The following is a 19,266-nucleotide window of genomic DNA, read 5'->3' as shown; positions in this document are numbered from 1 at the left end:
CGGCCGGGCAGGTCAGAGGGAGCGGCCGAAGGAGAGGCAGCCCGGGTCGTCGCGGTAGTAGCCGAAGTTCTCGATCGGCAGGTAACCGCAGGACCGGTACATCGCGATCGCCTCGGGCTGCTTGTCGCCGCACTCCAGGATGAGTCGCTTACGCCCGTTCTCCCGGGCCGACCGCTCGACCGCGCCGAGCACCGCCCGGGCCACCCCCCGGCCCCGGACCGACGGGGCGGTGTACATCCGCTTCAGCTCGGCCGTCTCCCCGGTGGCGCCGTGGCTGCGCCAGCCACCGCACCCGACCGGCTCGCCACCCAGGTACGCGACCAGGAAGGCCCCGGTGGGCGGCTCGAAGTCGGTCACGTCGACCGGTGTGTCGTCGCCGCTGCCGCCGTACCTGACCCCCAGGTCGGTCAGCGCGTCGGCGACGAGTTCCCGGGCCACCAGGGAGTCGTAACGCACCGCGCGGATCTCGATCTCAGTCACCCGCAAAGGGTACGGCGACGAGCGCTCCTTACCGACCCGCATCCCGGTCACGAAGATCTCACCGGCAAACCGGTTATCGTCCTCCGCCTACCGGAAATGGTCCCAACCGGTCGCCCCCTTGTACGGCTTGCCGTCGACGGTCAGCCCGGTCCCGTCGACCACCCGCCCGATCACCCGCCAGTCGTCCGGCAACGCGAGGTGCGCCGGAAAAGTGGCGGCCAGGGCGTGGTCGTCGCCGCCGCCGAGCACCCAGGCGTACGGGTCGACGCCGAGCGCGTGCGCCGCGTCGCGCATCTGCGCGGGCACCTCGAAGGCGGCGCTGCGCAGGTCGATCCCGACCTCGCTGGCGGTGGCGACGTGTCCGAGGTCGGCCAGCAGCCCGTCCGACACGTCGATCATCGAGGTGGCGCCGAGCCGCGCCGCCTGCGGTCCCGCCCGGTACGGCACCTCCGGCCGCCGGTACGCCTCGACCAGCAGTTTCGGCGTACGGAATCCACGGGACAGCACGGTGTAACCGGCGGCGGCATAGCCGACCCGACCGGCGAGGGCGACCACGTCGCCGGGGCGTGCCCCGGAACGTACGACGGGAGCCCGGCCGCCCAGGTCGCCGAGGGCGGTGACCGCGATGGTCAGGGTCGGGCTGGACGACATGTCGCCGCCGACCACGCTCGCCCCGACCAGCCCCGCCTCGGCGCCGAGCCCGTCGGCCAACTCCTCGGCCCAGCGCACCTCCAGGTCGGTCGGAATGCAGAGGGCGACCAGCAGCGCGGTCGGCACCGCCCCCATGGCGGCGATGTCCGCGAGGTTGGCGGCGGCGGCGCGGTGCCCGACATCGCGCGCCGAGGACCAGTCTCGCCGGAAGTGTCGCCCTTCGACCAGTACGTCCGTCGAGGCGGCCACCCGGGCGTCCGGCGCGCCGACCACGGCTGCGTCGTCACCGGGGCCGAGCAGCACCGACGGACCGCTGCCGAGCCGGGCGGTCACCCGTGCGATCAGACCGAACTCACCCGCGCTGGCGATGCTCACGCGCCAACCCTGGCACGCCGGCCGCCCGTCCCGGACACCGCCGTCGCCATCGCCAACGCCAACGCCGTCGCCGTCGCCGTCGCCAACGAACCGTGCCGCTCGCTCCGCACGCTCACCAACTCCTCCTTGACCACCGGTGGGGAACCGACCCACTCCGTACGGTATTTTCACGGTCGGGCCGCTCGGCGGCGGCGGACGGAGGTCGGGTCGTGGTTCAGGCGTACATCCTCATCCAGACCGAGGTCGGAAGGGCGCGTGACGTGGCCGCGCAGATCACGGATATCTCCGGCGTCGTCCGGGTCGACGCCGTCACCGGTCCGTACGACGTGGTCGTGCTCACCGAGGCGCACACGGTCGACGAGCTGGGCAAGATGATCGTAAGCAAGGTCCAACTGGTGCCGGGCATCACCCGTACCCTCACCTGTTCGGTGGTGCGCCTCTAGATGGCAGATTCCGCTCCCCCACCGGCCGAGAACACCGGCCCGGACGGCACGACCAGCGGCCCGGAGCAGACGACCGAGCCCACCGGCGTGGACCGGTCGACGCGCCAGGCCGCGATCTGGGCCACCGTGGTCGCGCTGCCGCTGACCGTGCTCGTGGCGATCTTCGCCTTCGGTCAGCTCGATCCCGGCGGGAAGTCCGCCGCCGCGAACCCGACCCCGTCGGCCAGCGCGACGGTCGCCCGACCGCAGTCGAGCGCCCCGGTGCCGATGGCCGCGATCCCGCTGGCCGAGCGACCGGCCACGGTCTGCCGGGCGCTGCTCTCCCGGCTCCCGGCCACCCTGCGCGACCTGGCCCAGCGGCCGGTCTCCACCAGTCCGGAACAGAACGCGGCGTACGGCGACCCGGCCGTGACCGTCGCGTGCGGCGTACCGCTGCCCTCGTTCCCGCCGACCGACCTGGTCGTGGTGGTCAACTCGGTCTGCTGGCACGCCCGCGAGGAGACCGACAAGACGGTTTTCGTCACCGTCGACCGGGAGGTCCCGGTCCAGGTCACCGTGCCGCGAGCGTACGAGGCGGCCGGGCAGTGGCTGCCACCGCTGGCCGACTCGGTGGTCGAGTCCGTGCTTCCCGCCAAGGAGAAGCCGTTCGGCTGCACCGGCTGAGCCCTCCCGGGTGACCGCTGGTCGGGCGGGCGCGGGCACTCGGCGAGCGCGGGCGTCCGGCGCGCGGGCACCCGGCACGCGCGGCACCCGGCGGCTCAGCGCAGGCCGCTGCCCCGACGCAGGGCGGTGCGGACCAACCGGTCGACCACCTTCGGGTATTCGAGCCCGGCCGCCGCCCACATCTGCGGGAACATCGAGGTCGAGGTGAACCCGGGCATGGTGTTGATCTCGTTGAGGTAGACCTCCAGGTCGGGCGTGACAAAGAAGTCGACCCGGGCCAACCCGGAACAGTCGAGCGCGGTGAAGGTACGGCAGGCGTACTCCTGGATCTCGCGCGTCACCCGCTCCGGCAGGTCGGCCGGGATGTCGTACTCGCAGGCATCACCGAGGTACTTCGCCTCGAAGTCGTAGAACTCCCGGTCGACCACCATCCGCACGTCGGCCAGTACGGACGCCTCGGGGCCGCCGCCGGCCTCGCCCTCCAGCACCCCGCACTCCACCTCCCGGCCGACGATCGCCGCCTCGACCAGCACCTTCGGGTCGATCTGCCGGGCGGCGACGACGGCCGCGTCCAGGTCGGCCCAGTCCGAGACCTTGGAGACGCCGTGCGAGGATCCGGCGCGGGAGGGCTTGACGAAGACCGGCAGGCCGAGCCGTTCCTTCTCCTCCTCGCCGAGCGTCATCCCGTTGCGCAGCACCACGTAGGGGCCGGTGGGAATACCCTCCGCGACGGCAAGCTTCTTGGTGAACTCCTTGTCCATCGCCGCCGCCGAGGCAAAGACACCCGAGCCGACGTACGGGATGCCGGCCATCTCGAGCAGTCCCTGGATGGTGCCGTCCTCGCCGTACGCGCCGTGCAGTGCGGGAAAGACCACGTCGATTTCGGACAGTGCCTCCGGCCCCTCGGTGGGATCGAGCACCATCAGCCCGACGCCGGTCGGGTCGGCCGGCAGGACGACGGTGGAACCCGCACCCACGGTGATCTCCGCCAAGTTACTCGCAGTGATGGCAAGTTGCTCCGGGTCACCATTTGTCAGCACCCACCGGCCGTCTTTGGTGATACCCACGGGGACCACCTCGTACTCGTCCGGATCCAGGGCGCCGATGATGCTTCCGGCGCTCACGCAGGAGATCGCGTGCTCCGTGCTACGACCGCCGAAGACAACTGCTACGCGGGTCTTCCGTGGGCTTGTCACGCGGGTGACCCTACTCTGCGTGGCCGCCCCGTGGGCCCATAGCCCGGGGAATCGATCAAGGTCCCGTGGTGCCGGCGACGATCCGCCGACCCGCCCCGGGGCTCACGGCCGGGCGGGCACCAGCCGGTGCCCCGGGGCGGCGCGGGCCGGGCCACGATGGTCGGGGACCTCGACCACCGGGACTCCGGCATTCAGTGCGGTTCAGGACATCGCCGGCCAACGGCGATGACTTTGACGCGTTGCCGTCCGGCCCGGACCATGCCGAGCGCGGCAAACGCACCGGCGATCCGGTCGGCGGCGTCCCGGCTGGTCGCGCCGACCACCTGTCGGCGTCGTTCCGGCTCCACCCGTTCGTTGCGCCCCTCGGTGGTCAGCGGACGCACGTCGGTGAGCACCACGAGATAACGCGTCACCATCGGCGTCCCTTCGGCGCCGTACGGACACGACGGTCGACCCGGCCCAACTGGTGGGACCGACCAACGGGGCCGGTCCGGCGGAACGAGCCGGGACGGCGCACCGCGCGGAACCGGTCAGCCGGCATGACGGGCCACCGCCTCCGGTTCGGCGGTGGTGCCGGCCAGGCCACCCGACCGGTCACGGCAGACGTACGCCAGGTCGGCGTGGATCCACGCGCCGTCGTTGTCGCGCAGCACCGGCCGTGTACACCATCGGCATCGCGAAACACGAGGCCAACAGGGGGTCGCTGTCATCCGACACCTCCGGTTCGCGGCGGTGGGGCACACGGGGGCCGGGTACGGGGGAGTCCCCGACCACCGTGCGCCTCATTCCCCTTCCGTCACTCGCCGCCACCGTCGACACGACCACCGGCAGCGAGGACGCCATGACAGGTTGCCATCCGTGAAAGCGTGAATGCAACTCTCACGGGAGATCTCTCATGCACACTTTCTCGCCGACGTATGTCAAACTCGCTCCATGGCACCGAAGACCGCTCGCGCCCGCCGACTCGGCATCGCCCTGCGCACGTACCGGGAGAAGGCCGACCTGACCCTCGAGAAGGCGGCCGAGGAGATCAACAGCACCCGCAGCACTTTGTCGCGTTACGAGAACGCGCTGAGTCTGCCCAGTCCGGCGACCGTCCGCGCCCTGCTCACCCACTACAACGTGGACGCTGACGAGCTCAAGGGCACGATCGAACTGGCCAAGGAGGCCAAGAAGCCCGGCTGGTGGGTGTCGTACTCGTACATGTTGGACCGCAAGACGATGGACTTCATCGCCCTGGAATCCGAGGCGAGCGGCATCCAGTCCTTCGAACCCTCCCTGGTGCCGGGCCTGTTGCAGACCCCGGACTACATCAGGGCGATCATGCGGGGCGGCCCGCACACCCTCACCGACGAGGAGATCGAGAAGCGGGTGCAGCTCCGGCTGGACCGGCAGAAGCGGTTGACCGCCAAGCCCGACCCGCTGGTCGTCGTGTCGGTGATCGACGAGGTGGCCCTGATGCGCAAGGTCGGCGGCGAGGCGGCCTGGCGCGAGCAACTGGAGCACCTGGTCAAGATTGCCGAGATACCGCACATCACCATCCAGGTGATCCCACTGGAAGCCGGCTACCACCGGGGCACCAGGGGTTCACTGCACATCCTCGAATTCGGCCTGGAAGATCAACCCCTGGCCTCGGTCGAGACTGTCGCCGGTCAGCTCTCCTTCGACAGCGCGCCCGAGCTCGACACCTGTATGAAGATCATGCAGCACTTGCGGACCGTGGCGTTGAGCCCGGAGGCGAGCCGCGAACTGATCTCCAACCTCCTGAAGGGACGGTAGACACATGTCCGCTCCAACCACCACCACGACGGCCGCTTTCGCGACCGCCGCCTGGCGCAAGAGCAGCCGCAGTGGCGACCAGGGCGCCTGCGTGGAGTTCGCCGTCACCAGCGACGCGATCGGTGTTCGCGACTCGAAGGACCCCGAAGGTCCGATCCTGCTCTTCCCCGCGAGCGCCTGGTCGGCGTTCGCCGGCTCCGTACCGACCGGCCCGGTGATCGACTAGATCGCACGCTGACCGGCGACCTCGGCGCCCGCCCCGCCCGACGGGGACTTCGGCGGCCCTGAGCGCAGCGAGCGGAACAGCACCACCGGAAGCCCCGATCACGGCGATCGGGGCTTCCGCCGTGCGGTCCGCGCTCCGGTCAGGCTGCCGCGTCGAGCGCCGACAGGATGTCCGCGACCAGGTCGGCGGTGTCCTCCACGCCGCAGGAGAGCCGGACGAAACCGGCCGAGGTGTCGTCGCCCCACTGGGCCCGCCGGTCGGCACTGCTGTGCAGGCCGCCGAAGGAGGTCGCCGCGAAGACCAGCCGGCTGGCCCGCAGGAACCGGGTCACCCGCTCGGCGTCACCGAGGTCGAACCCGAGCACCCCCGGCACCCGACGCATCTGCCGGCTCGCCACCGGGTACGCCGGGTCGTCGGCGAGGCCGGGCCAACGTACGCCGGAGACGTCGGCCCGTTCGCGCAGCGCGACCGCCACCGCCGCCGCGTTGGCGCTCTGCCTGGCCAACCGGAGGTCCAGGGTGGCCAGTGACCGGTGGGCCAACCACGAGTCGAACGCGCCGGGCACCGAGCCGGTGGTGGCCCGCCACGACCGCAACGTGTCGAGCAGTTCGGCGGAACGGGTCGCCAGGTAGCCGAGCAGCAGGTCGGAATGTCCGGTCAGCGCCTTCGTGCCGGACGCCACCACCACATCGGCGCCGAGGTCGAGCGGGCGTTGACCGAGCGGGGTGGCGGTGGTGTTGTCGACCGCCACCAGGGCACCGGCGGCGTGCGCCCGCTCGGCGAGTTCGGTCACGTCACAGACGTCCAGGCCGGGATTGGCCGGCGTCTCCAGCAGCAGCAACCGCACCCCCTCGAACGACGGGTACGGTCCGACCGTCGGCGCGAACTCCACCCGTACGCCCATCGCCGCGAGGGTGTCGGTGGCAAAGGCGCGGACCGGGAAGTAACCGTCGGTCGGCAGGACCACACCGTCCCCCGGCCGCAGCACCGCCAGCAGCAGCGCGCTGATCGCCGCCTGTCCACTGGCGAAGGCGAGACAGTCGCCCCCCTCCAGTTCACCGATCGCCGTCTCCAGAGCCCGTCGGGTCGGGTTGTCCGGCCGCCCGTACCCGTTCGGGTTCGACCCCTGACCGGCCTCCGGGTCCAGGTGGTACGGCGCGGCGAAGACCGGACCGGGCAGGAACGGCTGGCCCGGCTCGGATGCCGGCAGCCCGGCGTGCACGGTCCGGGTGCCGTCGCCGTAACCGTGCCACGACACCCGCCCCTCGGCGGAGGCGGCGAACCCCTCGTCGCCGGGGACGGGAACCTGTTCGTCGTTCATCGCCGCTCCGCTCTGGTGGTGGGGTCCAGGGTCACTCGGGCCTCGGTTTGCGGCTCATCAGTACCGCCATCGCCAGTCGCGGGTCGGCGCCCTCGTGGCAGACCCGCTCGACCTGCTCGGTGATCGGCATCTCCACCCCGTGCGCCCGGGACAGGTCCCGGATCGCCAGGCAGCTCTTGACCCCCTCGGCGGTCTGCCGGGTCGCGGTCTGCGCCTGTTCGAGGGTTTCGCCGCGCCCGAGGTGCTCACCGAAGGTCCGGTTGCGCGACAGCGGGGACGAGCAGGTGGCGACCAGGTCACCCATGCCGGCCAGGCCGGCGAAGGTGAGCGGGTCGGCGCCGAGCGCCACCCCGAGCCGGGCCGTCTCGGCCAGCCCTCGGGTGATCAACGTCGCCTTGGTGTTGTCGCCCAGGCCCATCGCGGTCGCCATCCCGTACGCGAGCGCGATCACGTTCTTCACCGCGCCGCCGAGTTCGCAGCCGATCACGTCGTCGTTGGTGTACGGGCGGAAGTAGGGCGTGCTCACCGACGTCTGCACCACCGTCGCCCGGTCCATGTCGGTGCAGGCGACCACGGTCGCGGCCGGTTGCTCGGCGGCGATCTCGGCGGCCAGGTTCGGGCCGGAGACGACCGCCACCCGGTCCTCGGCCACCCCGGCCGTCTCCACGATCACCTGACTCATCCGCTTGGTGGTGCCCAGTTCGATGCCCTTCATCAGCGAGACCAGGGTCGCGTCGGGCCCGATGAAGGGTGCCCAGTCGGCCAGGTTGCCGCGCAGCGTCTGGGACGGTACGGCGAGCACCACCAGGTCCGCGCCGTCGATCGCGGCGGCGGCGTCGGTGGTGGCGGTGACCCGGTGCGGCAGCCGCAGCTCGGGCAGGTACTCGCTGTTGCGGCCGGTCTCCCTGATCGCGTCGACCACGTGCTCGCGACGGGCCCAGAGGGTCACGTCCCGGCCGGCGTCGGCGAGCACCTTGGCGAAGGCCGTACCCCAGGAACCGGCACCGAGGACGACGGCGTGGCCGCTCATGCGGCGTCCCCACGGCGGTCGCCGGTGGCGGGCTCGGCGGCGTCGACGGCCCGGCGCTGGCCGTTGGGCGAGTAGATCGGCGGTGGTGTGCCGCCCCGGATCTCGGCGAGCTGGTCGCGCAGCCGCAGCATGATCTCGTTGGTCATCTCGTCCAGCACCACCTTGGTCGGCGCGGCGCCGGCCCACCGGCTCAGGTCGACCGGCGGCCCGGCCAGCACCGAGACCGGGTTCCGGGGGCGCAGGCTCAGCTTGGCGTTGCGGGGGTCGAACATCCGCTGCGGGCCCCACATCGCGATCGGCAGCACCGGGGCACCGGTGGCCAGCGCCAGCCGGGCCGCGCCGGTCTTGCCCCGCATCGGCCAGAGATCGGGTTCGCGGGTGGTGGTGCCCTCCGGGTAGATCACCACGGCGCCACCGTCCCTGACCGCCGCGACCAGGGTCTCCAGGGACCGGGCGGCGTCGACGGTGCCGCGCTCCACCGGGATCTGCCGGCACCTCAACAGGATGTAGCCGACCACCGGCACCCGGAAGATGCTCGCCTTGCCGAGGAACTGCGGCCACCGGCCGGTGTCGTTGATGTAGTGCCCGACCACCAGCGGGTCGGCGTGCGAGATGTGGTTCGGCACGATGATGACGCCGCCCGAGGTCGGCATGTGTTCCATGCCCGCCCAGGTTCGCCGGGTCCAGACGAACATGACGGGCTTCACCAGAACGATGGCGAACCGTCGCCAGAACCCCAGCCTGCGCCGTGCCACTATGCCCTCCTCCTTGTACCCGGGCCCTGGGCGCACCAGCCACCCCGGTGCCGCCCCACCCACCCCGGCCCGCAGCGAAATCATGCCTGCTCGCCCTGGGTACGGCCAGCGAGGGGCCGGTGCCCGGTGGCTGGCAGGATTATCGGGTGACCGAACCGACGTGGACCGTGGTGGTGCCGCTGAAGCGGCTGAGCGCGGCCAAGAGTCGACTTCGCGGGGCTCTGCCCGGGGTGCCGCACGAGCCGTTGGCGCTGGCCCTGGCGCAGGACACGGTGAGCGCCGCGCTCGCCAGCCCACCGGTCGGCGAGGTGCTGGTGGTGACCGACGACCCGGTCGCCGGCCGGGCGCTGCGCGCGCTCGGTGCCCGGATCGTCCCGGACCCGCCCGGGGGTGGGCTCAACCCCGCGTTCACCCGTGGCGCGTCCCTGGTCGACGGCCACGGGGTGGCCGCGCTCACGGCCGACCTGCCGGCGCTGCGACCGGCCGAGCTCACCGCCGCGCTGCGGGCCGCGGCGGCCGGTCCGACCCGGGTACGCCGGTTCGCCGCCGACACCCCCGGCACCGGCACCGTGCTGCTGCTCGCCCCGGCCGGGGTGCCGCTGGACCCACGCTTCGGCGGGCCGTCGGCGGCGGCGCACGCCACCTCCGGGGCGCTCACGTTGCCGGAGGCGGGGCCGACCCTGCGCCGGGACGTCGACACCCGGGCCGACCTGCTCGCGGCGATCGCACTCGGCGTCGGCCGGCACACCGCGCGACTGCTCGCCCCGGCCACCGCAGGGCTCGTCGCCACCGGTCCGGACGCCGCCTGAGCGTCGACGTACGAGCCGCCCCGGGGGCGCCGGCTCCGGTGTACGGTGCTGGGCATGCAGGGCACCGTGGCGACGTACGACCCGCAGACCCGCTCCGGCACGTTGCTGCTGGACGACGGCACCGAACTCGCCTTCCCGAGGGCGGCGTTCGACGCCTCCGGGCTGCGTCTGCTCCGCCTCGGCCAGCGGGTGCGGATCGACCACGGCGAGTCCGGCGAGGTAACACGGATCACCCTGCCCGGACTGCTGTGATCAACGACGCAACCCCCGAGTTCCTGGCCTGACCAGCGCGTACGTGGCCGCCCAGGGGCGGCGGACCGACAGGACGGGCGGGCCGACCGCGCGCATTGTCCGAGTTGCCGTGATCAAAAGATGGCAAGTTCATTTTGCGTTCACGCGGTTCGGGCAATGATGAAGCGGTGAGCACCCCGCCCGCCCACCCCCGCCCCCCGTCGACCACCCGAGCGCAGGTCGCCCCCGCGCGTGCCGCGGCAGCGGACGCCCAGCCCGCTACTTCTCCCGGTTCGCTACAGCGCGGACCGAATGGGAGATTCGTCCGTTTAGGCGAGCACGCCGCCTCGACCAGCACCGGTCAGCGGCATGACGCCGGGACCGGGAACGGCACCGGCAGCAGCACCGGCGTCGGTGTCGGCACGGGCGACAAGAGCGGCACCGGGAACGAGAGCGGCACCGTCACCGGGGCCGACAACGGCATCGCCCACCGCAACGGCAACGACGGCGGCACCGGGACACCGCCGCCGCCGGCCAACGAGCCGCCGCCGGTCGCCGAGCCACTGCCCGAGGACCGGTTCCTCAACCGGGAGCTCTCCTGGCTGGACTTCAACGCCCGGGTGCTGGCACTCGCCGAGGACCGGAACACGCCGCTGCTCGAACGGGCCAAGTTCCTGGCCATCTTCGCCAGCAACCTGGACGAGTTCTACATGGTCCGGATCGCCGGGCTGAAGCGGCGTCTCCAGGCCGGACTGCCGGTGCGCGGCGGTGACCGGTTGCCACTGCGTACCCAGTTGGACCTGATCGCGGAGAAGACGGCCGACCTGGTCGCCCGGCACGCCGGCTGCTTCGTCGACGACGTGGTCCCCGGGCTCGCCGCCGCCGACATCCACCTGATCCGCTGGGCCGAACTGCCGGCGCCCGAGCGGGAACGGCTGCGCACCTACTTCCGCGAGCACATCTTCCCGGTGCTCACCCCGCTCGCGGTCGACCCGGCGCACCCGTTCCCGTACATCTCCAGCCGGTCGCTGAACCTGGCCGTGGCCGTACGCGATCCCGACGGCGGGCCGGAACTCTTCGCCCGGGTGAAGGTGCCGAACAACGTGCCCCGCTTCGTACGGGTGGAACGCGACAGCCCCGGCATGCGCTTCCTGCCGCTGGAGGACCTCATCGCGGCACACCTCAGCCAGCTCTTCCCGGGCATGACCGTGGTCGAGTGCCACCTGTTCCGGATCACCCGCAACGCCGAGGTGGAGGTCGACGAGGACCGCGACGAGGACCTGTTGCAGGCGTTGGAGCGCGAACTGGCCCGGCGCCGGTTCGGCCCGCCGGTACGTCTGGAGGTCGCCTCCTCGATCTCCGACCACGTGCTCGACCTGCTGGTCCGGGAACTCGACATGGACGACCAGGACGTGCTCCGGGTGCCGGGGCTGCTGGACCTCTCCTCGCTCTGGCAGATCTACAACGAGTGCGACCGGCCCAACCTCAAGGAACGCCCGTTCGTGCCGGCCACCCACCCCCGGCTGATCGAGGGCGAGGTGCCGCGCAGCGTCTTCTCCACCCTGCGCGACGGCGACATCCTGGTGCACCACCCGTACCACTCGTTCGCGACCAGCGTGCAACGCTTCATCGAGCAGGCCGCGGCCGACCCGAACGTGCTCGCGATCAAGCAGACCCTCTACCGGACCAGCGGCGACTCCCCGATCGTCGACGCGCTGATCGACGCCGCCGCCGCCGGCAAGCAGGTGGTGGTGCTGGTGGAGGTGAAGGCCCGGTTCGACGAGGTGGCCAACATCGGCTGGGCCCGGGTGCTGGAGCGGGCCGGCTGTCACGTGGTGTACGGGCTGGTCGGACTGAAGACGCACTGCAAGACCGCGCTGGTGGTACGCCAGGAGGGCAACCAGATCCGCCGCTACTGCCACATCGGCACCGGGAACTACCACCCGAAGACGGCCAGGCTCTACGAGGACTTCGGCATGCTCACCGCCGACCCGGAGGTCGGTGCCGACCTGACCGACCTGTTCAACGTGCTAACCGGTTACAGCCGGCAGACCCGGTTCCGGCGGCTGCTGGTCGCACCGGAGGGCGTCCGCAGCGGCATCATCGAACGGATCGACCGGGAGATCGCGCACGCCGCGCTCGGCGTACCGAGCCTGGTCCAGATCAAGGTCAACTCGCTGGTGGACGAGGAGATCGTGGACGCGCTCTACCGCGCCTCCCGGGCCGGGGTGCACGTCGACCTGATGATCAGGGGAATGTGCACACTCCGGCCGGGCGTACCGGGCCTGTCGGACAACATCCGGGTCCGCTCGATCCTCGGCCGGTTCCTCGAACACTCCCGGGTGTTCCGCTTCGGCAACGGCGGCGGTCAGCTCGCCGCCGGGGCCGCCGCGGGCGGGCGACCGGTCGCGAACGGCGCCGGTACGGCCGAGTTCTGGATCGGCTCGGCCGACCTCATGCACCGCAACCTCGACCGCCGGGTGGAGGCGCTGGTGCAGGTCACCGACCCGGTCGCGCGGGCCGAGCTGGACCAGGTGCTGAGCCTGGCGATGAGCGACGACGTGGCCTCGTTCGAGCTGCACCCGGACGGGACCTGGAGCCGCCGGGTCGGCGCACCGGACCGGCCGCTGGTCGACTTCCAGGACGGCATGCTGCGTCGGGTGGCGCGAACCGCGAAGTAGCCGCCGGGCCGATCGACGTGGATAGGCTTGGCGGATGTTGGAGGAGGAACGCAAGTACGAGGTCGACAAGCAGTTCACGCTGCCGGACCTGTCCGGAAGCGTGCCAACCGGTGGCCGGGTGGTGGCACTCCCCCCGGCCACCCTCACAGCCACCTACCTCGACACCGCCGACCTGCGGCTGGCCCGCGCCGGTGTCTCGCTGCGCCACCGCAAGGGTGATCCGCTGCCGTGGACGGTCAAGCTCCCGGCCGACGTGCCGGGCACCCGGCACGAGATCTCCCGGGCCGGTCGGCGCAAGGAGACGCCGGTCGAGCTGAGCGGCCTGGTCACCGCCTACTCGCGGGGCGCGCCACTGGTGCCGGCCGCCGTGGTCAAGACCGTGCGGCAGGCGTACGAGCTGCGCGACGGCGAGGACCGGCTGCTCGCCGAAATCGCCGACGACGCGGTGTCGGTGCTCGACGGGGACCGGGTCCGGAGCCGGTTCCGGGAGATCGAGGTCGAGCGCAAGGACGGTGACCGGGAGCTGCTCGACCGGGTGGAGGAGGCGCTGCGCGACGCCGGTGCGGTGGCGGGCGGATTCACCCCGAAGCACGTACGTGCCCTGGGCGAGGCGGCGGCCGGCGCACCCGACCTGGTCACGCCGACCGAGCTGTCTGGCAAGCCGAGCGCCGCCGACGTGGTCACCAACGCGATCCGGCGTGGCGTCGGCCGGGTGCTGGCGCACGATCCGCTGGTCCGGCTGCGCGCGCCGGTCGGCGACGACGACACCGCCGTACACCAGATGCGGGTCGGCTGCCGGCGGCTCCGCAGCGACCTGCGCACGTTCCGGTCGCTGCTCGACCCCGAGTGGGTCGGGCCGCTGCGCGACGAGCTGAAGTGGCTCGCCGACGTGCTCGGCGCGGCGCGCGACGCCGAGGTGCTGCGCGACCGGCTGCATGTGACGGCCGACGCGGACCCGCTGGCCCCGCTGGACGCCGGTGCGGTGGAGCGGATCGACGCGGTCCTGGTCGAGCGGCACGAGCGGGCGCTGGCCGAGGTCGACCAGGCGCTCGACTCGGCCCGCTACGCCGCCCTGGTCGAGTCCCTGGTCGAGGCGGCGCGGGCGCCACGGCTGGTTGAGGCGGCCGAGGGCCGGGCGACCGAGGTGCTGCCCAAGCTGGTGGCCAAGCCGTGGCGTCGGCTGGCCCGGGGCGGCAAGGGGGCAGACGCCGCCGCCGACCTCGACCCGCTCGCCCCGGACGAGCGGTGGCACGCGGTCCGGATCAACGGCAAGAAGGCCCGGTACGCGGTGGACGCCGTCGCGCCGGTGCTCGGCGGTGACGCCCGCAAGCTCGCCAAGGCGCTGTCCCGGGTCCAGGAACTGCTCGGCGAGCACCAGGACGCGGCGGTCGCGGCCGACACCTGGCTCGAGGTGGCGGCGACCTACCCGGCCGACCACGCCCTCGCGGTGACCGCCGGGCGGCTGACCGAACGGGAGCGGACCAGCATCCGTACGGTCCGGGCCGCCTTCCCGGACGCCTGGGCCAGGACCACCAAGGGAAACCGGACGAGTTGGCTGCGATGAACGAGATCCGGGCGGCGGGCGGCGTGGTGTGGCGCCCGTCCGCCGACGGGGTGCGGGTCTGCGTGGTGCACCGGCCGCGTTACGACGACTGGTCGCTGCCGAAGGGCAAGCTCGAACCGGGCGAACACCCGCTGGCCGCCGCCGTACGCGAGGTCGCCGAGGAGTCCGACGTACGCGCGGTGCCGCAGGCGCGGTTGCGCAGCATCCGCTACGTCAGCGACGGGCTGCCGAAGGTGGTCGACTACTGGGCGATGCGGGCGGTCGGCACCGGCGGATTCGAGCCGGGCACCGAGGTGGACGACATCCGGTGGCTGCCGGTGGCGGACGCGGTCGGGCTGCTGACGTACCCGCACGACGTGTGGGTGCTCCAGGACTTCGCCGACCTCGCCCCGGTGACGGCGGTGCTGGCGCTGTTCCGGCACGCGCGCGCCGGCAACCGGGCCACCTGGTCCGGGCCGGACACCGCCCGCCCGCTGGACCCGACCGGTGTGGCCCAGGCACGGCAGGTCGCCGAACTCGGCGCGTTGATCCGCCCGGACGGGCTCCGGTCGGCCACCGCCCGACGCTGCGTGCAGACCCTGGAACCACTGGCCGCCCGGCTCGACCTGCCGATCGAGGTCGACTCCGACTTCGACGAGCCGAAACCGGGGCAGGACGTGGCCGAGTGCGCGTTGGCCGGCGCCGCCCGACTGGCCGAACTCGCCGCCGCCGGGGTCGCCACCGTGGTCTGCGGCCAGGGCAAGGTGATTCCGGGCGCGCTGGAACACCTCACCGGCACCCCCGCCGACTACCGCACCCCGAAGGCCGGCGGCTGGCTGCTGGCCTTCTCCGGCACCCGCCTCATCGCCCACGGCCGCCTGTAAGGAAGGGCCCCTTATTAACGCATAGCGTTAATAAGGGGCCCTTCCTTACACCGGTGGCCGTCCAGCAGCGCCTGGGACGCCGGACCGCCCGGCTGGGTACTCCCAGAGTCCCCGGCCAGCGGAAACGAGGCCCAGCGGCCAACTCAGCGGCGTTACGGGAGGCCGTACGCCCGGTCGCCAGCGGGGAGAGCGCTCGTCGACGCGGCACGAAGGCCCCACCAAGGCGAAGCACCACCGGAACGAAGGCGCTGGCGGGAGCCAAACGCCCACCGGAACGAAGGCCTCCGCAGAAGCCACGCGCCCACCGGAACGAAGGCATCAGGCATCCGCAGAAGCCACGCGCCCACCGGACCGAAGGCGCTCACAGAAGCCACGTGCCCACCAAGACGAAGGCGCCCACCGGCAGGACCGGTGGGCGCCTCGTTCACCGCGATTTTCAGCGTCGGGCGGCGGCCTTCTTGGCCGGAGCTTTCTTCGCCGGAGCCTTCTTCGCCGCTGTGGCGCGGGTGGAAGTGCTCTTCGCCGCCGTGGTCTTCTTGGCCGCAGCGGTCTTCTTGGCCCCGGCGGTCTTCGCCGGGGCGGTCTTCTTGGCCGCCGCCTTGGTGGCGGTGGTCTTGGCGGGGGCGGCCTTCTTGGTGGCCGTCGCCTTCTTGGTGGCGGTGGTCTTGGTGGCCGTGGCGGTCGCCTTGGTCGCCGTCGCCGTGGTCTTCTTCGCGGCGGCGGTCGCCTTCGGCACCTTGCCGCTGGACACCATGTCCTTGAAACCGGCGCCCGGCCGGAAGGCCGGTACCGATGTCTTCTTCACCTTCACCGACTCGCCTGTTCGGGGGTTCCGCGCTGTTCGCGCCCCCCGGACACGCTTTTCGAACACTCCGAAACCGGTGATCGCCACCTTTTCCCCCTTGGCGACCGCCCCCTGAACCTCGGCGAGGACCGCGTCGAGCGCCGCCGTCGCCGTCTTCCGGTCCCCCAGGCGAGCGGCGAGCGCCTCGATGAGCTCGGCCTTGTTCACGACTTCCCTCCCGTATGTGCAACTGGACTCAACGCGAGCCATTCTGCGCGCACGGTATGCCCTGTGCCACCGGGACACAAACATCTGCGAGAAAAAAGCCATTGTGTCGCAACGGATTCGCCCCCACCGGCGACTCCCGGCTGCCCGGAAGGTGTAGGGCAGCAAGGAATCCGTGACTCCGGTGGGGGCGAAAAGGCCGCGCGGGAGGGGCGTGTGGGCTATGCCACGACCGGCAGGAAGGGGAGCCGGCGCTGCTCGTACTCGGTGATGTTGGTCTCGTGGCGAAGGGTCAGTCCTATGTCGTCCAAGCCCTCCATGAGCCGCCAGCGACTGAAGTCGTCGAGCGGGAACGACCAGGTCGACTCCCCCGCCCGGACCTCCCGGGCAATGAGGTCGACGTCGATACGGGCAGTCGGATCGGCCTCGACCCGCCCCCACAATTCCTCGACGGCACTCAATTCGAGCTCGACCGGCAGAAGACCTTCCTTGAGCGAGTTGCCCCGGAAGATGTCGCCGAAGCGGGGAGAGATCACCGCCTTGAATCCCCAGTCGCGCAGTGCCCACACGGCGTGCTCACGCGATGACCCGGTGCCGAACTCCGGGCCCGCCAATAAGATCGACGCACCGGAATAACGAGAATCGTTGAGCACGAATGCCGGATCCTCGCGCCACGCGTTGAAGAGTCCGTCCGCGAAGCCGGATCTGGTCACCCGCTTGAGATACACCGCCGGAATGATCTGATCGGTATCCACATTGGAGCGACGAAGCGGGACCGCGGTGCCGCGGTGAACGGTGAACTTGTCCATGTCCGGTGAGCCCTTCTAGAGATCGGCCGGGGCGGCCAGCCGGCCGATCACGGCGGTGGCGGCGGCGACCGGCGGCGAGACCAGATGGGTACGCCCGCCACGGCCCTGCCGGCCCTCGAAGTTGCGGTTCGAGGTGGAGGCGGAACGCTGCCCCGGCTTGAGCGTGTCGGGGTTCATCCCGAGACACATGGAGCAGCCGGCGAAGCGCCACTCGGCCCCCGCGTCGAGGAAGACCTTGTCCAGCCCCTCCTGCTCGGCGGCCTCCCGTACGGCGGCCGAACCGGGTACGACCAGCATCCGTACCCCGTCGGCGACGGTGTGCCCGCGCAGCACGTCGGCGGCGGCCCGGAGGTCCTCCAGCCGGCCGTTGGTACAGGAGCCGACGAAGACCACGTCCACCGGGACCTCCCGCAGCGGCGTGCCGGGGGCCAGGTCCATGTACTCCAGGGCCCGCCGGGCGGCGGTCTGCTCGGCCTCGGTGACAAACTCCTCCGGATCCGGCACCGTCGCGCCCAGCGCCACGCCCTGTCCCGGGTTGGTGCCCCAGGTGACGAACGGGGTGATCCGGCTCGCGTCCAGGAAGACCTCCGTGTCGAAGGTCGCCCCCTCGTCCGTGGGAAGGGTCCGCCAGTACGCCTCGGCGGCGTCCCAGTCGGCGCCCTGCGGCGCGTTCGGCCGCCCCTTCAGGTAGGCGAAGGTGGTCTCGTCCGGCGCGATCATGCCGGCCTTGGCGCCCCACTCGATCGACATGTTGGCGATGGTCATCCGGCCCTCCATGGAGAGCGTCCGGATCGCCTCGCCCCGGTACTCCACCACGTGGCCCCGCCCGCCGCCGGTGCCGACCTGGGCGATCAGGGCCAGCACCAGGTCCTTGGCGGTGACACCGGGGCCGAGTTGCCCGGTCACCGTGACGGCCATGGTCTTCGGCCGCGTCTGCGGCAGGGTCTGGGTCGCCAGCACGTGCTCGACCTCGCTGGTGCCGATGCCGAAGGCGAGCGCGCCGAAGGCGCCGTGGGTGGCGGTGTGCGAGTCGCCGCAGACGATGGTCAGCCCCGGCTGGGTGAGCCCGAGCTGGGGTCCGATCACGTGCACGATGCCCTGGTTCTCGTCACCGAGCGGGTGCAGCTTGACGCCGAACTCGGCGCAGTTGCGGCGTAGCGTCTCGATCTGCGTACGCGACGTCGGGTCGTCGATGGTGAGCAGGTCACCACGGCGGGACCGGAAGGCCGGATCGGCGTACCCGGTCGGGGTGTTGTGGTCCTCGGTCGCGAGCGTGAGGTCGGTACGCCGGACCCGGCGACCGGCCATCCGCAGCCCGTCGAAGGCTTGTGGGCTCGTCACCTCGTGCAGCAGATGCAGGTCGATGAAGAGCAGATCGGGTTCGCCTTCGGCGGATCGCACCACGTGAGCGTCCCAGACCTTCTCGGCCAGGGTCCTGGGCGAGGACGGTGTTGGCGTGACTCCCACCATCTGGACATCCTAAATTCTGGGAGGTATGTTTCGGCTTGTGGGACACAGTATGAGCGGTGTCGGCGTTCTCGACAAGGCGGTGGTCATCCTGGCCGCCTGCGTGGACGGCGCCAGCCTGGCCGAACTCGTCGATCGCACCAAGCTGCCTCGGGCCACCGCACACCGGTTGGCACAGGCCCTGGAGATCCATCGTCTGCTGGTTCGGGACACCCAGGGGCGCTGGCGCCCCGGCCCGCGCCTGGGTGAGCTGGCCAACGCCGCACCCGACGTCCTGCTCACCGCGGCCGAGCCGCTGCTTGCCGCGCTGCGCGACGCGACCGGCGAGAGCGCACAGCTCTACCTGCGCCGGGCCGACGAACGGATCTGCGTGGCGGCGGCCGAGCGGGCCAGCGGGCTGCGGGACACGGTGCCGATCGGCGCGGTGCTGCCGATGACCGCCGGGTCGGCCGCCCAGGTCCTGCTCGCCTGGGAGCCGCCGGAGGCGGTCATGCCGCTACTGCCCCGCTGCAAGTTCACCGGACGCACGCTCGCCGAGGTGCGGCGCCGCGGCTGGGCGCAGAGCGTCGCGGAACGGGAGGTTGGTGTGGCCAGCGTCTCGGCTCCTATCCGGGACCGGACCGGACGGGTGATCGCCTCGATCAGCATCTCCGGTCCGATCGAGCGCCTCGGCCGGCGGCCCGGGGACCGGCACGCGATGGCCGTGGTCCGCGCCGGACAACGGCTCAGCGGCCTCTGACCTGGCGCGGCGGCACGTCTCAGGACCTATTCGCCAGTGGTGGCCGCTCCCTGTTGGGGGCGGCCACTTGCTGTGTCACGGGGCGGGCGGATCGGGGGTTGGGGTTGGGGGGGGGGGGGCCCCCAGGGGCCGCCAGGGTGTTTGCCCCCCGGGGGGCCCCCCCCCCCCCCCCCCC

21 protein-coding genes are annotated in these 19,266 nt (G+C 71.8%); 10 read left to right on the top strand and 11 right to left on the bottom strand.

The genetic code is table 11. The annotated features are described in order from the left end of the window. Window positions 1-12: 12 nt before the first annotated feature. Together ACI2K4_RS07380 and ACI2K4_RS07375 are read right to left on the bottom strand one after the other, a co-directional pair. A complete protein-coding gene (locus ACI2K4_RS07380) occupies window positions 13-480 on the bottom strand; it encodes a GNAT family N-acetyltransferase (RefSeq protein WP_404509528.1) in 468 nt (155 codons plus the stop codon). Between the two features lie 87 nt (window positions 481-567). Beyond that, window positions 568-1,506 carry a thiamine-phosphate kinase gene (locus ACI2K4_RS07375; protein WP_404509526.1) on the bottom strand — a complete coding sequence of 313 codons (939 nt, stop codon included), beginning with the start codon at window positions 1,504-1,506 and terminating at the stop codon, window positions 568-570. A gap of 209 nt (window positions 1,507-1,715) precedes the next feature. Between ACI2K4_RS07375 and ACI2K4_RS07370 the strand changes: the two genes are divergently transcribed. Together ACI2K4_RS07370 and ACI2K4_RS07365 are read left to right on the top strand one after the other, a co-directional pair. Continuing rightward, window positions 1,716-1,949, top strand: a complete 234-nt coding sequence (locus ACI2K4_RS07370) for an Lrp/AsnC ligand binding domain-containing protein (RefSeq protein ID WP_326560463.1) — start codon at window positions 1,716-1,718, stop codon at window positions 1,947-1,949. Then, complete coding sequence (locus tag ACI2K4_RS07365; protein WP_404509524.1) at window positions 1,950-2,612, top strand: DUF3515 family protein; 663 nt, start codon at window positions 1,950-1,952, stop codon at window positions 2,610-2,612. 95 nt (window positions 2,613-2,707) lie between these two features. Here the strand turns inward: ACI2K4_RS07365 and ACI2K4_RS07360 are convergent, their stop codons facing one another. The 3 genes from ACI2K4_RS07360 to ACI2K4_RS07350 all read right to left on the bottom strand — a co-directional run bounded on the left by ACI2K4_RS07360 (window position 2,708) and on the right by ACI2K4_RS07350 (window position 4,461). Continuing rightward, the gene (locus ACI2K4_RS07360; protein WP_404509522.1) at window positions 2,708-3,808 is read right to left on the bottom strand and encodes a D-alanine--D-alanine ligase family protein; all 1,101 of its coding nucleotides are present in this window, start codon (window positions 3,806-3,808) and stop codon (window positions 2,708-2,710) included. A gap of 191 nt (window positions 3,809-3,999) precedes the next feature. After that, window positions 4,000-4,221, bottom strand: coding sequence for a hypothetical protein (locus ACI2K4_RS07355; protein ID WP_404510290.1), 222 nt, complete (start codon window positions 4,219-4,221; stop codon window positions 4,000-4,002). A 117-nt stretch (window positions 4,222-4,338) separates the two neighbouring features. Continuing rightward, window positions 4,339-4,461 carry a hypothetical protein gene (locus tag ACI2K4_RS07350; protein ID WP_281278644.1) on the bottom strand — a complete coding sequence of 41 codons (123 nt, stop codon included), beginning with the start codon at window positions 4,459-4,461 and terminating at the stop codon, window positions 4,339-4,341. Between the two features lie 280 nt (window positions 4,462-4,741). On the opposite strand from ACI2K4_RS07350, the gene ACI2K4_RS07345 reads away from it, so the two are divergent. Together ACI2K4_RS07345 and ACI2K4_RS07340 are read left to right on the top strand one after the other, a co-directional pair. Beyond that, window positions 4,742-5,587 (top strand): helix-turn-helix domain-containing protein, encoded by an 846-nt coding sequence (locus ACI2K4_RS07345; protein ID WP_404509520.1) that lies wholly within the window; start codon window positions 4,742-4,744, stop codon window positions 5,585-5,587. 4 nt (window positions 5,588-5,591) lie between these two features. After that, window positions 5,592-5,813, top strand: coding sequence for a DUF397 domain-containing protein (locus ACI2K4_RS07340; RefSeq protein ID WP_404509518.1), 222 nt, complete (start codon window positions 5,592-5,594; stop codon window positions 5,811-5,813). A 139-nt stretch (window positions 5,814-5,952) separates the two neighbouring features. On the opposite strand, the gene ACI2K4_RS07335 is transcribed toward ACI2K4_RS07340, so the two are convergent. Genes ACI2K4_RS07335 through ACI2K4_RS07325 form a run of 3 tightly spaced genes read right to left on the bottom strand, consistent with a single transcriptional unit; the run spans window position 5,953 to window position 8,919 of the window. Further along, window positions 5,953-7,134, bottom strand: a complete 1,182-nt coding sequence (locus tag ACI2K4_RS07335) for a cystathionine gamma-lyase (protein ID WP_404509516.1) — start codon at window positions 7,132-7,134, stop codon at window positions 5,953-5,955. 31 nt (window positions 7,135-7,165) lie between these two features. Continuing rightward, the gene (locus ACI2K4_RS07330; protein ID WP_404509515.1) at window positions 7,166-8,164 is read right to left on the bottom strand and encodes an NAD(P)H-dependent glycerol-3-phosphate dehydrogenase; all 999 of its coding nucleotides are present in this window, start codon (window positions 8,162-8,164) and stop codon (window positions 7,166-7,168) included. Continuing rightward, entirely contained in the window at window positions 8,161-8,919 is a 759-nt protein-coding gene (locus ACI2K4_RS07325; protein WP_404509513.1) for a lysophospholipid acyltransferase family protein, read from the bottom strand. Before ACI2K4_RS07325 ends, ACI2K4_RS07330 begins: the two co-directional genes overlap by 4 nt. A 146-nt stretch (window positions 8,920-9,065) precedes the next feature. Here ACI2K4_RS07325 and cofC point away from each other — a divergent pair, with 146 nt between their 5' ends. The 5 genes from cofC (at window position 9,066) to ACI2K4_RS07300 (ending at window position 15,067) form a co-directional block, all read left to right on the top strand. Next, window positions 9,066-9,728: a 2-phospho-L-lactate guanylyltransferase gene (gene cofC / locus ACI2K4_RS07320; RefSeq protein ID WP_404509511.1), complete on the top strand. Its 663-nt coding sequence runs from the start codon at window positions 9,066-9,068 to the stop codon at window positions 9,726-9,728. Between the two features lie 54 nt (window positions 9,729-9,782). Continuing rightward, window positions 9,783-9,980: a cold-shock protein gene (locus ACI2K4_RS07315; RefSeq protein WP_404509510.1), complete on the top strand. Its 198-nt coding sequence runs from the start codon at window positions 9,783-9,785 to the stop codon at window positions 9,978-9,980. A gap of 461 nt (window positions 9,981-10,441) precedes the next feature. Beyond that, window positions 10,442-12,640, top strand: a complete 2,199-nt coding sequence (locus ACI2K4_RS07310; RefSeq protein ID WP_404510289.1) for an RNA degradosome polyphosphate kinase — start codon at window positions 10,442-10,444, stop codon at window positions 12,638-12,640. Window positions 12,641-12,674: 34 nt separating this feature from the next. Continuing rightward, complete coding sequence (locus tag ACI2K4_RS07305) at window positions 12,675-14,204, top strand: CHAD domain-containing protein (protein ID WP_404509509.1); 1,530 nt, start codon at window positions 12,675-12,677, stop codon at window positions 14,202-14,204. Continuing rightward, entirely contained in the window at window positions 14,201-15,067 is an 867-nt protein-coding gene (locus ACI2K4_RS07300) for an NUDIX domain-containing protein (protein ID WP_404509508.1), read from the top strand. Before ACI2K4_RS07305 ends, ACI2K4_RS07300 begins: the two co-directional genes overlap by 4 nt. Window positions 15,068-15,503: 436 nt before the next feature. Here ACI2K4_RS07300 and ACI2K4_RS07295 read toward each other — a convergent pair whose 3' ends face one another. The 3 genes from ACI2K4_RS07295 to leuC form a co-directional block, all read right to left on the bottom strand. Beyond that, window positions 15,504-16,079: an HU family DNA-binding protein gene (locus tag ACI2K4_RS07295; RefSeq protein WP_404509506.1), complete on the bottom strand. Its 576-nt coding sequence runs from the start codon at window positions 16,077-16,079 to the stop codon at window positions 15,504-15,506. Between the two features lie 218 nt (window positions 16,080-16,297). After that, window positions 16,298-16,885 (bottom strand): 3-isopropylmalate dehydratase small subunit, encoded by a 588-nt coding sequence (leuD, locus tag ACI2K4_RS07290; protein WP_404509504.1) that lies wholly within the window; start codon window positions 16,883-16,885, stop codon window positions 16,298-16,300. Window positions 16,886-16,900: 15 nt separating this feature from the next. After that, on the bottom strand, window positions 16,901-18,355 hold the full coding sequence (gene leuC, locus ACI2K4_RS07285) for a 3-isopropylmalate dehydratase large subunit (protein ID WP_404509502.1): 1,455 nt from the start codon (window positions 18,353-18,355) through the stop codon (window positions 16,901-16,903). Window positions 18,356-18,404: 49 nt separating this feature from the next. On the opposite strand from leuC, the gene ACI2K4_RS07280 reads away from it, so the two are divergent. After that, window positions 18,405-19,091, top strand: coding sequence for an IclR family transcriptional regulator (locus ACI2K4_RS07280; RefSeq protein WP_404509500.1), 687 nt, complete (start codon window positions 18,405-18,407; stop codon window positions 19,089-19,091). Window positions 19,092-19,266: the final 175 nt, after the last annotated feature.

Origin of the sequence: Micromonospora sp. NPDC050397 (genome assembly GCF_044901685.1) — a bacterium.
Lineage (GTDB): Bacteria > Actinomycetota > Actinomycetes > Mycobacteriales > Micromonosporaceae > Micromonospora_G.
Note: the sequence above shows the minus strand (reverse complement) of the source record. Positions and strands in the feature narration are given on the sequence as shown.